Annotated in this window: 7 protein-coding genes and 1 pseudogene; 5 read left to right on the plus strand and 3 right to left on the minus strand. The window is 67.8% G+C overall.

What is annotated here, in order from left to right:
• Window positions 1-127 precede the first annotated feature (127 nt).
• Window positions 128-2,470 carry an ABC transporter permease gene (locus tag QP090_RS17485; protein ID WP_285939979.1) on the plus strand — a complete coding sequence of 781 codons (2,343 nt, stop codon included), beginning with the start codon at window positions 128-130 and terminating at the stop codon, window positions 2,468-2,470.
• Window positions 2,471-2,668: 198 nt separating this feature from the next.
• Here the strand turns inward: QP090_RS17485 and QP090_RS17490 are convergent, their stop codons facing one another.
• The gene (locus QP090_RS17490; protein WP_285939980.1) at window positions 2,669-3,142 is read right to left on the minus strand and encodes a hypothetical protein; all 474 of its coding nucleotides are present in this window, start codon (window positions 3,140-3,142) and stop codon (window positions 2,669-2,671) included.
• A gap of 200 nt (window positions 3,143-3,342) precedes the next feature.
• Here QP090_RS17490 and QP090_RS17495 point away from each other — a divergent pair, with 200 nt between their 5' ends.
• The 3 genes from QP090_RS17495 (at window position 3,343) to QP090_RS17505 (ending at window position 8,479) form a co-directional block, all read left to right on the plus strand.
• Window positions 3,343-3,981: a hypothetical protein gene (locus QP090_RS17495; RefSeq protein WP_285939981.1), complete on the plus strand. Its 639-nt coding sequence runs from the start codon at window positions 3,343-3,345 to the stop codon at window positions 3,979-3,981.
• A gap of 1,135 nt (window positions 3,982-5,116) precedes the next feature.
• Window positions 5,117-7,249, plus strand: coding sequence for a hypothetical protein (locus tag QP090_RS17500; RefSeq protein WP_285939982.1), 2,133 nt, complete (start codon window positions 5,117-5,119; stop codon window positions 7,247-7,249).
• 78 nt (window positions 7,250-7,327) lie between these two features.
• Window positions 7,328-8,479, plus strand: a complete 1,152-nt coding sequence (locus QP090_RS17505) for a glycosyltransferase family 4 protein (protein ID WP_285939983.1) — start codon at window positions 7,328-7,330, stop codon at window positions 8,477-8,479.
• Window positions 8,480-9,423: 944 nt separating this feature from the next.
• Here QP090_RS17505 and QP090_RS17510 read toward each other — a convergent pair.
• Window positions 9,424-9,654: pseudogene (locus QP090_RS17510) on the minus strand (IS110 family transposase); the annotation flags it as partial.
• A gap of 60 nt (window positions 9,655-9,714) precedes the next feature.
• On the opposite strand from QP090_RS17510, the gene QP090_RS17515 reads away from it, so the two are divergent.
• On the plus strand, window positions 9,715-11,499 hold the full coding sequence (locus QP090_RS17515; RefSeq protein WP_285939984.1) for a protein kinase family protein: 1,785 nt from the start codon (window positions 9,715-9,717) through the stop codon (window positions 11,497-11,499).
• Here QP090_RS17515 and QP090_RS17520 read toward each other — a convergent pair.
• Window positions 11,483-12,232 carry an FkbM family methyltransferase gene (locus QP090_RS17520; RefSeq protein ID WP_285939985.1) on the minus strand — a complete coding sequence of 250 codons (750 nt, stop codon included), beginning with the start codon at window positions 12,230-12,232 and terminating at the stop codon, window positions 11,483-11,485. The two genes, QP090_RS17515 and QP090_RS17520, sit on opposite strands and share 17 nt — an antisense overlap.
• Window positions 12,233-12,489 lie beyond the last annotated feature (257 nt).

The following is a 12,489-nucleotide window of genomic DNA, read 5'->3' on the forward strand; positions in this document are numbered from 1 at the left end:
TGCCCCGGCGCCTCTCCGAGGTCGGATTCCACGCCATGGCCCGCCTGCCGCTGGTGGTGAGCCGGTGAGTGCCCTAGGCAAGGTCGTACGCTCCGGCGTGGGACGGCGTCGGGTCCAGTCCCTCGTCATGGCCCTGACAACGTTCGCCGCGGTGACGTCATCAGTACTCTCCCTCGGCCTGCTGACCGTCGTGCAGGCCCCGTTCGAGCACGCTTTCAGTGCTCGGAACGGGGCGCACCTGGCGGTCCAGTTCGACGGCTCGAAGGTCACGGCCGCGCGGGCCGCCGCCACCGCGCATGCCTCCGGCGTCACCGAGGCGGGCGGTCCGTACCCGATCGCCGCCGCCCTGGACACGACCGTCGGAACCGACTGCCCCAAGAAGGCTTGGGCCGGTCACGACAACGGTCCGATCACCGTCACCACCCGGCCCGACCTGGGGAGCACCTCCGGGATGGACCAGTTGGCGCTGACCCGGGGGCGCTGGCCGACCGGCCCAGGCGAGATCGCACTGCCGTGGCAGCACTACGCCATCGACTGCTTCGGCAGTTCGGTGGTGTTCTCCTCCCTGCCGGGCAAGCCGTCGTTCAAGGTCGTCGGCTTCGCCGACTCGGTGACCAACAGCGCGACCGCCTTCGCCACCGCCGACGGCTTCGCGCGGCTCACCGCCGCCGGGGCCAAATCCGACAAGCAGATGCTTTACCGGTTCGCCAAGGCCGGGACCAACGCCGACATCGCCACCGACAAGCGGGCGGTGGCCGCCGCCGCGCCACCCGGCACGGTCGAGGCCGGACAGTCGTACCTGACCGCGGAATGGCAGGTGACCGGCAACGCCAAGGCCTACGTGCCGTTCCTGGTCGCCTTCGGGATCTTCGGGCTGATCCTGTCGGTGCTGATCATCTCGATCGTGGTCAGCGGGGCCGTGTCCGCGGGAATCCGGCGCATCGGGATTCTGAAGTCGTTGGGCTTCACCCCCTCGCAGGTGGTCCGCGCCTACACCGCGCAGGCCATGATCCCGGCGACACTCGGCGTGGTGCTCGGCACGGTCTTCGGCAACCTCCTGGCCGTGCCGATCCTGGACGAGGCCACCAAGCAGCTCGGCGCGGCCAGTGCCACGATTCCGTTGTGGGTCAGCGCCGTGGTGGCGCTGGGCACCCTGCTGGTCGTCGGCGTCACGGCTTCGATCCCGGCACTGCGGGCCGGCCGCATGCCGGCGGTCCAGGCCCTGCTGGCCGGCCGCGTCCCCAAGGCCGGGCGCGGTCGGACGGCGCAACGTCTGGCCTCGCGGCTGCCGCTGCCCCGGGCCATGTCGCTGGGACTGGCACAGCCCTTCGCGAAGCCGGGCCGGGCCGTACTGGTCGGGGCGGCGGTGCTGCTCGGCGCGGTGACCCTCACCTTCGCGGTGGGGCTGGAGGTCGGGTTCAGCAAGTACCTGCAAGCCACCACCTCAGGCTTCAACCACGCGCCGGCGTACGTGATACCCACAGCCGACGTAGGCAAGCCCTGGGGTCTCTACGGCCCCAACGACCCGCGCCACCAGTACCTGGACGCCCCCAAGGTGGCCGCCGCGCTCGCCAAGACCCCGGGCACGAAGGCCGCGTTCGGCTGGGGCGACAGCGGCGCGACCATGGTCGGCGCGCCGACCGGCGGCGAAACGCCGAAGGTGTTCACGGTCAGCGGCGACTTCTCCTGGACGAACCTGGAGCTGCTATCGGGCCGCTGGTACTCGGCGCCCGGCGAGGCCGTCGTCGGCGACAAGCTGGCCACGACGGTGGGGATCCACGTCGGTGACGACGTCACCGTGATGCAGCGGAACAAGCGAACGTCACTGAAGGTCGTCGGCATCGAGTTCGACACCAATTTGGGCGACTACACGGTCATGACGGACGCGGATACTTTCAGCGCCGCCGGTCTGACTCCGCGCATCGACCAGTTCAACGTCGAGCTGGCCTCGAACGTCAAGGGATCGGACTGGTCCACCTCGGCCGCCGCCGCGCTGACCCCGCTGAACGCCTCGGTCCAGCCGAGCTCGGGCGGGAACAACCTCGTGGTGATCACCATGGGCGCCCTGGTGGCCACGCTCACGCTGATGCTGATCGCGGTCGCCGCGCTCGGAGTGCTGAACACCGTGGTGCAGGAAACCCGGGAGCGGGTCCATGACCTGGGGATCTTCAAGGCCCTCGGGATGACACCCAAGCAGACCATCGCGATGGTTCTGACCTCGGTGACATTCACCGGCCTGATCGCCGGGCTGATCGGGGTACCGATCGGGGTCGCGGTGGAGAAGGCGACACTGACCCCGATGGGGAACGCGATCGGCCGCCACCTGCCGCCGAGCGTGACCCACACCTACACAGCCGGGCTACTCCTCCCCCTGCTGGCCGGCGGGATCGTGATCGCCCTGCTCGGGGCGCTGCTGCCGGCAATTTGGGCGGCACGCTCCCGGACCGCCACCGCACTGCGGACCGAGTAAGGAGCCGCCGGTCGCCGCAGCAAAAGCGGTGCTGGGCACTGCACGGCGCGGCAAGAACAGAATGCCGACCTCCCCCGGTTGATAACTCGGGAGGTCGGCATTTCGGCGTTTTTCTCTCAACACAAAGGCGTGAGAGGCACCCAGCATGGCGGCCAGCGTTTTCGACCTGTTCTCGATCGGCATCGGCCCGCAAAAGCATCACTGCTGGTAGAGCCTGCGGCAACAGTTCGGCCGATGGGCGTCGGAAATGGAAAGGGCAAGCCTTTTGAGGGCGATGCCGCGGGTTGTCAACGGCCAACTGTTCCGGCCCGCTGGCGGCCAGATATTCAGCACGCTCGTGGCCAGTTTGCGGGCCCGGACGCGTTTGTGGACGGTGTTCAGCTCGGCCTGCTTGGCGAGCAGCTCACGGCCGTTGCGGGGGCCTACCGGGCCGCCCTGGACGCCGGAGCCGACCCCGCCGAGGTCACGGCCTGGATCAACGAGACCAAGGCGAAGCAGAAGCGGTTGAACCAGCAGATCCGGGCAACGCCCCGAGCGAAGCAGGGCAGAGACGAGATCACTGCCTTGATGGAACGCACGGGGGATCTGGTGAAGGTCATCAGCAAGGCTGACCCCGCCGACAAGGCCGATCTCCATCAGCAGCTCGGCCTCACGATGACGTACTACCCTCAAAAGCAAATAGTGGAGGCCCGGGTGATTCCCGAGCCCCCACATGTGCGAGCGGTACGTGTCCGAGGACCGCAACCAACCCCACATGCCCCACCGGGATCACGCGGCGCGGCCGTCCAACCCGTACATGAACGGCACGACGATGAAACGTGGGTGGGTGGCCCATATCCACACCGACACGACTACCCGCCCACCCGGATCTGGTGCGGTTCGCCGATGGGACACCACGCGGGCCATGTGCGGTCGGGTGCATTCGCCCCAGGGTCGTCTACCTGCGCGAAGCCGAGATCCTGGGGCCGGTCGAGGGCTGGCTCGCGACCGCGTTCAGCCCCGACCGGATCGCTACGGTGATCGAGGCCATGATGGAACAGGCAACCGATCCAACGGACGACCCGGGCGCGCGTCTGCGTAAGGAACTCGCCACCTGTGACCGCAGGCTCAACCAGTACCGCGGTGCGCTCGACGCCGGAGCCGACCCGGCGGAGGTGACCTGCTGGATCAACGATGTGAAGCGGGAACGAGCCCGTCTCGAAGCCCAGATGCGGACGGTTCCGCACCGAGATCGCGTCTCGCGGGACGAGATCACCGATCTGCTGGACCAGACCGGCGCCCTCGCGCAGATGGTGCTCAAGGCCCATCCACTCGACAAGGCCGACCTGTTCCAGGAACTCGGACTCGCGATGACGTACTACCCGCAGAAACGCGAAGTGGAGGTCCAGATCGTTCCTGAACCCCCACATGTGCGGTCGGTGCGTGTCCGAGGGGCGATCGCACCCGACCGCACATTTTTGTCCCGGTTGGGCTCGATTGGCGAGCCATGCCAGATCGTAATAGGCGCTTAATCCGACTCGACAATTCTATTTTAGCTCAGGCCACAGCGATTCGCCAGGTCGCAGCACCAAACCGCTGCGACCTCACGTCGCTTACCATCGCAAGTGGATCAGGCCCGTCACAGGGTTCGAATCCGGTGGCGGAAGCCACACAGATGGAACGGACATGACCTGCGTGTTCGTGTTTGCCAGTTCATGATCGATGGCCGCTTCACGGTCGGCTGATTGGACCCGGCCCACATGTGGCCAAGCGAGAAGCGCCGCAACCTGGGGCTTTGGTGACGTCGCTGCTGCTACCTGCAGCTCCGAGCCCGTGGATTACGAGTCCGCTGCTCTCGTATCGGACTGGCGCTCTCGGTATCGGTCTATGCCATTTCGTCCGAGATTCCGTCCGTTCGGCTACCGGCTTCTGTCGCCGTGTGACGGCGCGTACTGCGGCATACGAGCATCTGCCGAGCACCCACGATTCGCCGGCATGGTGATCACCGAACGCAGACCGCAGCGCACGGCGCCGTGTCCGAAACCCCGGAACGGCGAGGCCAGCCGCCTTGATCGCTGCGGCGGCGTCATCGAAGGATGTGCCAAGGTCACGCGACGTGGATGGGATTTCCGGCACCCGCAGAGTGCTCGAGCCGGACCGGCCGGTGAACCTCCAGTGATCTTCGCCGTCGAGGTCCGGGCGAAAGGTGCTGTTCTGCCCGTCACCGAGAGACTCCGGCGGAATTAATCGGATCAGGAGGGAACCGCTCGCGGCCGGCCGGGCAACAACGGGTGTCCTGACCCGAAGCCCGAGAGGCCGAAGTATGAGTGAGACGAGCCGAGCGGAGGCCGATGACGCTTCTGTCAGCGGACGGTCCCGGCGAGAGCCCGAGGCGGTCGCCGAGGTCTTCCGCCGGTACGCCCCGGACATCAAGCGCTGTGTCGTCCGCAGGCCGGGGGGAGAGGCCGCTCAGGTCGTGGTGGCGGAGACCTTCCTGAAGGCCCCCGTGGCAGGCCCCAGCGACCGGCAAGGACCACCGGCCCGGTCCGAACCCGCACTGCTGGATCTGCGACGAGGAGCGTCTTCGCGGCGATCTCCCGACGACATCACACGGACGTGATGGTGGCACAGTCACCGGCGGCGACGTATCGCCGAGTGAGCACGGTCGTGGCCGCTTTGCTGGTGTTCACGGCCGCGCTGCTGGGCTTCTTGCCCACGACGGCGTCCGCCGGGCGGGCGCCGGGGACGAAGGGGCGCGTAGTCTTGGTCGGCGTCCCGGGCCTGCGATGGAGCGACGTCCGTGAAAGCAGTACCCCCAACCTGTGGAAACTGACCGGCCGAGGCTCGACGGCCGCGATGTCGGCCAAGACGATCGGCTCGCGTACCTGCCCGATCGGCGGCTGGCTGACAGTATCCGCGGGTCAGCGAGCATGGCCGCGTCATCGTAGTTGCGGCCTGCCGGCGGCGCCGATTGACAACGTGGTCTCGGGTTACAGCCGGATGCGAGACGACAACGCGCACAACAAATATGGTGCCGAAATCGGCCTCCTCGGCGACGCGGTGCACCGCTCCGGGGCGTGCACGATGGCGGTGGGGCCCGGCGCCGCATTCGGCGCGGCCGACCGCAACGGGCGGGTGGACGCGTACGCCCCGTCAGTCGCTCGGATGCCCGCCGACGGATGGCTCCGTTGCGCGCTCACGATGGTCGACGTCGATGACATATTCCGCGCCCGCGTCAACACCGACGTCGACATGGGCCGCCAGCAGGCCAACGTCGCCGCAGAGAGGCGCACGGTGGCGGTCAGACGCGCCGACGACCAGGTCGGCCGAATCCTCGAGTCGGTCCCGCCGGGCACCACCGTGCTGTTGGCCGGGATGTCCGACGACAGGAGCGGTGTTCACCTACACGTCGCCCTCGCGGTCGGCCCCGGATACGGCTTCCGCTACTTGACTGCCGACTCGACGCACGCCCGCGGGCTCGTCACGCTCACCGATGTCACCTCGACGATCCTGCATGTCCTGCACATCGAACAGCCGGCGGACATGGTGGGCTCGCCCTGGTACGACGACGGTGGAGCTCGGGCGGCGTCTACCCGCCGTGTCGTGCACACGCTGAACGACAAGGACGTGGCCGCGCGTACATACCGAGGTCTGGCCCACCCCTTCTATCTCACGTTCGTCATCGTGCAGATCGCGTTGTACGCCTTCGCCACCGTGACGCTCCGACGCAAGCGGCCGCGAGCGCTCGCGGTAACCAGGATCCTGGCACTGGCCACTGCGTCCCTTCCGGTGACGACCTACCTGGCCAACCTGGTTCCGTGGTGGTCGAGTGCCCACCCGGCCGCCGAGCTGGTGCTGACCATGCTCGCCGCCATCGCCGTGATCACGGCGATAGCGGCGGCCGGTCCGTGGCGCCGGTCCGTGACCGGGCCCGGCGCGATCGTCGGCGGCTTGACCGCGCTGGTCCTCACCCTTGACGTGATGACCGGTAATCACCTGCAGACCTGCAGCATGCTCGGCTACACGCCGCTCATCGGCGGCCGCTTCTACGGCTTCGGCAACATCGCGTGGGCGCTTTGGATCACCGGCGTCATCGTCGCGACCGGCGCGGTGGCAGACCGTCTGCTGCACACCTCCCGCAACCGCCGCCTCCCGGCGATCGCACTGGTCGTCGCCGCCGGGCTCGCGGCACTGGTGATCGATGGCGCCCCTGTGTGGGGGGCCGACTTCGGCGGCATCATCGCGACCTGCCCCGGGTTCGTCATCTATGCGTGGATGGTGAGCGGGCAGCGAATCCGACGTTCGCGGCTACTCGCCGTGCTGGCGATCGGGGCGGTGTTCGTGCTGGGCGTGTCTTTCCTGGATTCGCTTCGCCCCCATCCGACTCACATCGGGGAGTTCTGGAACAGCCTCACGAGCGGGGGCAGCGGGACCGTCATCACTCGTAAGTTCCACGCGATGCAGGCCAGCTTCGACAACCTGAAACTCGGTCTCGTCACGGTGGCGTCTGTCGGTTTCCTCTTCTTCGTGCTGCTGCGGCCGCTCGCATGGCGTGCGGCCGCGCTGCACACGGCTTGTGAACGTGCCCCTGCCCTGCGAGCCACGCTTGCCGCCGTCCTGGTGACGGCGGGGGTGGGGATGCTGGTCAACGACTCCGGCATGACGATCCCGGCGCTGGCGTTCACGACCGCGATTCCGCTGACGCTCGCGGCCGGCATCCAGGGTCTGGAACTCGACGGGAACGACTCGCCACGGCCGTCGCAGCAATCAGAAAGAGCGTCAGCACCTAGTGCTTTGTAGGTGGCTGAGAGGCCGCGCGGATCGGCGAGACGGCGGCCCGGCGCGGCGAAGATCCACCCCCCAACGGAGAAGTCAGGTATGAAGATCACGTTTCTTCTCAAGGCCGCGCACGGTATGGGCGGCACGATCCGCGCCACCCTTACCCTCGCCAACCATCTCGCGGATCGTCACGACGTCGAGATCATCACCTTGCAGCGGCAGCGCGATGATCCGTTCTTCGCGATCGATGAGCGCATCGGCGTTCGCACGCTGATGGATCTGCGTGAGGGAGTGCGTCCGGGTCGGTTCGAGGCGCGGCTGGGGCGGCACAACAGCCGGCTGGTACCGCGCGGCGATCGGATCTGGTCGCAGGTCACGCTGCGCGGGGACCATCAGATGCGGCGGGCGTTGCGCAGGCTGGAGACCGACGTGCTGATCACCACCCGCCCGGCGTTCAACCTGCTGGCCGCCCGCTTCGCCCCACGCGATGTGGCCGTGGTCGGTCAAGAGCACCTTCATCTGGACGCGCACCGCCCCGACCTGAAGGAACACATACACCGCTGGTATCCACGCCTGGATGCGCTGGTGACGCTCACCGAAGCCGACCGGCGCGCCTACACCGACTTCCTTACCCCGTCGCCCACGCGCCTGCAGGTCATCCCCAACGCGCTGCCCGCCGGTGCCAAGCCGGTCTCCGGCCTGGACGCGCCGCTGATCGCCGCGGCTGGCCGGATGGCCAAAGTCAAACACTACGAACGGCTCATCACCGCCTTCGCCAAGGTCCACGCGACCCACCCCGACTGGATCTTGCGCCTGTACGGGAGCGGACCCGAACTCAAGAACCTGCGTGCCGTCGCCGCCGACCACAACCTGGGGGAGAACGTCGCGTTCATGGGCCGGACCAGCGACATCCACGCGGCCTTCGCCCAAGCCTCCATCGTCGCGCTGTCCTCTTCCTTCGAAGGCTTTGGCATGACCATCATCGAAGCCTTCGCCTGCGGCGTCCCGGTCGTCAGCTTCGACTGCCCCCAAGGCCCCGGCGAGATCATCACCCACGGCCGCAACGGACTCCTCGTACCATCGGGCGACACCGACGCCCTGGCCGACGCGCTCTGCGAACTCATCACCGACCCCGCCAGACGCCAGGTCATGGGCGCAACCGCGCACCAGACCGCCGGCCGCTATGACCTCGCCGCCATCGCCTGGCAATGGGAGAACCTGCTCACCGACCTTGCGGGGTGCGGAAACTGATTCCGACTGGCGGATCTGCAGGTTCCGTCCCCGAAGGGTCTCGGTAGTGGGCATCGTGTGTGTTCTGGCCCTTGCTCTATGTCGTCATGGGTGATCTGTTCCGGTTCGTGGCTCTGTTGACGCGCGGCGACCGGTGCGGGGCACGCGCCACATCCGCAACGCTGGGTCCTGCGGCTTCGACGGGGCGGCTGGTTGTAGAAGCTCGGGTTGACCTTGGATAGGTCGCTAACCTAGTTGCGGGTCTGGAGTGAGTGCCGAGCCGCCCTGACCTGTCGACTTTCTGTTTTGTGTCGCTACATGCAGTTTGGTCCACGTCGGCTGGTTCATCTTCGCCCAATTGGCTTCCGCGGTGTCGGATGCTGTCTCTGTGTCCGAGGGACGCGAATCAAACGCACTCCGGCGAAATGCGAAGCCGAGACGAAACGCAGACGACGATCACGCGAATCCAAGAACGGCGGGGGCGTCGAAAATACGAGAGAGCCTAATCGCAGTTAGTAGATGAAGCGACTGGTGGCCTGGGCCGAAAAGCCTCATGGCCGCACTATCACCTGAGACGAATACGACGTCGGAGCCCCACATCGCCGCGATCGGATGAAGACGCCCTGAGACGTGGCCTGATTCTGGAACCAGGCCAACGGCTCGCGGCCGTCGGCTGCACCCTCAACGTGGACCAGTTCCTTCCTCTCGCCGACGCTCAGCCCTTCGGCAGCCTTCTTCGATGTCAGCTCGATGAGGTTCCCCTGTAGCACGGCCACGTGGGGTGAGACGGGTCAGCCGGCCGGTGGTGAGGTGCGATGTTGTTCCCAGAAGGCGACCGGGCTCACTCGTCTTGATTCCGCAGGTGAGCGCCTGCCAGGCGGCAGCGCCAAGGATCAACCTCGGGCCGTCCGGCTCCTTAAGGTTCGTTCGTCCCGTGTGTCACACGAGTCTGGCAGAGAGGGCTCGGCCCGGGCGACCACGACCGGTAGAGCACCGATCGAGGTGGGCTGGTCGACCAGCACCAGCACCAGCACCCGCCCGTGCCTGCCGAGCTGGGCGGACAGGACTCGCAGCCGCTGCTCGTCGTTGGGGAGTGGCTTGTCGTGCAGTTTCTTGCCGGGCGGGTCCAGGGCGCAGGCGTGGTGTTCGCCCTTGCCAACGTCCAAGCCCAGGAACACCGTGTACTCGGGGCCCAATGCCCGGGACCGGTCGGGGCTGGGCTGCGGAGTGGCTTGGGGGGTGGCCGTTGAAGGACGATGTTGGACGTTGCGCGTCGGGTGAGGGGTGGTTGGCGGCGTGGAGACGTCAACGCCGAGGACCGCTACCAGGCGCTGCGCGGGTTGGTCGGTGAACCGGACGGCCCGTTCGCGGACTACTACCGGCATGAACTGGTGGATCGGGCGCACATCATCGGTCGGGTCGAGGAAGCCGCCGACCACCTGTCCGGCATCGAGCCCGCATCGCTGATCGGCGCGAGTGCGCGGTTCGGCCTGGCCGACAACGCACTACGCCGCAGCGACTACCGGTCCGTCGTACAGCTGATGGGCGGCGCATCCCAGACAGGGCCCGATCAGGTGCGGGCCGCCGACCTGCTCGGCCACGCCCACCTGCAAAACGCCAGGTTCGCCGAGGCGGCCCAGTTTTTCGAGGCAACGTTGCAAGCGGCACGCCAAGCCAATGCGCCGCTGTGGGAGGCGCGTGCGCTGCGGCACCTGCTGCTGGCGGTGATGTGGTACGACCCGGACCAGACGCTGTCGCTGCTTGCGCGGGCGCGTGAGTTGAACAGCTCGGCCGGCGAACCGATCGGGCTCGCCCAGTGCGACATGGCCGAGGCGATGGCGCGGACGCAGCGCGGCGAACACCGCGCGGCCTCCAGACTGCTGGAGGCGGCGGCGCGCCGGTTCGGTGAACTCGGGGCCTCCCGTGAACTGCTGCCCGTCGAGGCGTTGCAGGTTCTGCTGGACGCCTCCGGTGGCCGGACGGCACAGGCCGCGCGCACCGCACGACGTCTGGGTGAGGACTGCCTGCCCGTCTGGGCACCGGTGACCCGGTCGTGGGCCGGGCTGGACGCCGACTTCGAGAGCATCGAGTGGTTGGACGATCCCGACTCCGCGCGGCATCGCTGGTCGCAGGTCCTCGCCCGGCTGCGGGCGCCGATCTGCCGACCTTTGGACGCCGGTGACCGCAGCGCGCTGATCCTGACCGGCCGCGTGCCCGACGCGCTCGTCGAGGCCGCGATCGGGAGCGCGCTGGCCAGCTTGGCGTTCGACGGCCCGCACGACTTGGCCGCCGCGCTGGCGACGCTCGGTACCGAAGGTGTCGTGCCGGGCGTCCGGACGGTCATCAAGGTGCGCCGACGGCGGCACGAACGGCTGGAGACTGTCCGCAACTTCGAGGAACTGCGCGCGGCAACAGGCGTTCGGGCGCCTCGGCTGCTGGACGCAGGCACAACCGGGGAGGAATGGTGGGCCGTCCTGGAACGTCTTCCCGGCGTTGCCGCGGACCACCCGACGCCCGCACGGCAGCGGGAACTGGGCCACCAGCTTCGGCTATGGCACTCCCAGCCCCCCGGCGAGGGTCAGTGTCTGGATGATCCCGGCGCGCTGGGAGTCCTGCTCGGCTGGGCACGGACCACTGCTCCAGACGCCTACCCCGCCATCGCCGAGCACTTCGATGCAGCCTGCCAAGGGCTCCCGATGACCGCGATCCATGGCGACGTCGCGGTCTGTCACAACGCGCTGTTCGACGGCGACGTCCTCACCGGGTTGATCGATCCGGGCGCGACCGAGGCCGCACCGCCGATGCTCGACCTCGCCTGGTCCCTGGCCGTCGACATGCCGCGCGGCGCAGAACCCGGCCCTCTTCTCGACGGCTACGGCCAGGACGCGGTCGACCAGGACGCCCTGAACGCGCTGCTGCCGCTGATGATGCTGCGTCGCCTCATCGACGCGCCGTCCCTTGGGCTTGCCGGAAGCGACGGGGCGTGGATCGCGCGGTGGCTGCACGATCACCGCCCTGACCTGCTCACTCTGGCCCGATAAGCCCGGCCCGGCGGGCACACGCGTAAGGAATGTAGTTGTCCAGCACGTTCGCGGGCACTGCGAGTCGCTCACGGAGGTCAGCCTCGTCGTCGCGCGCGTAGAAGCGGTTGACGCCGTCGAACAGTGCCAGCCGGTACCCGGCCGCGAGGACACCAGGCTCCCACTCCTGGTGGCTGGGCCGGGTCGTCAGCGGGACGGTCGCCTCGACCACGATCACCCGAGGCCGCCACGTCAGCAGGTCGGCCGACCGCAGCACGGCGGACTCAGCCCCCTCCACATCGACCTTCAGCAGGTCGAAGCCCGGTTCCGCATGCGCGCCGAGAATCGTCTCTAGAGTGACGACCTCGACGCGCAGTTCCTCATGGCGCCACCCGTTCGTAAGATGCCCCTCCAGGACATCCCTGCGCAGGGTGCTGAGGCCGCCGCCGCCCGTCTGGCCCCGCCCAGGGATGACCCGAAAGAACCTCGCGGTCCCCGGTTCGTCGCCCACGGCTACGCGCAGGTTGACGTCACCCGGCCGGGCCTGCTGAAGACGTGCGTGGCGCTCAGGCAACGGCTCGACGTTGACCCCCTGCCAGCCCAGGCCATTTACCAGATTCTTGGTGAGCGAGCCGCTGACGGGCTCGCCGGCACCGACATCCACGAAGAACCCGTCCCTTTGGCCAGCGAAGGCGCGCATCAACACGACGTCCTCCGCGTTGCCCGGGTACGCGATCAAGTCATAACCGCTCACACACGCCAACCTACGGGCCGATCCGCTGACCCCAACCAAATCGTCAAGGCATCCGTGGAGTCACCACGCCTTTAGCAAGCTGGACGTGGGCGCCTATCGCGCAGCTCTTGCCCTGCAACCTCACCACCGACCGGCTGACCCAGCTCACCCCAGGTGGCCGTGCTACGGGGGAAAGCTCAGAGTTTGATGACGATTCGCTTAATCGTGTGTACAGCCGCCGCTGGCGGGACCATCCTGCTGTCTTATGAGTGAACGTA

Origin of the sequence: Actinomadura xylanilytica, assembly GCF_030283145.1 — a bacterium.
GTDB classification, from domain to species: Bacteria; Actinomycetota; Actinomycetes; order Streptosporangiales; family Streptosporangiaceae; genus Spirillospora; species Spirillospora xylanilytica.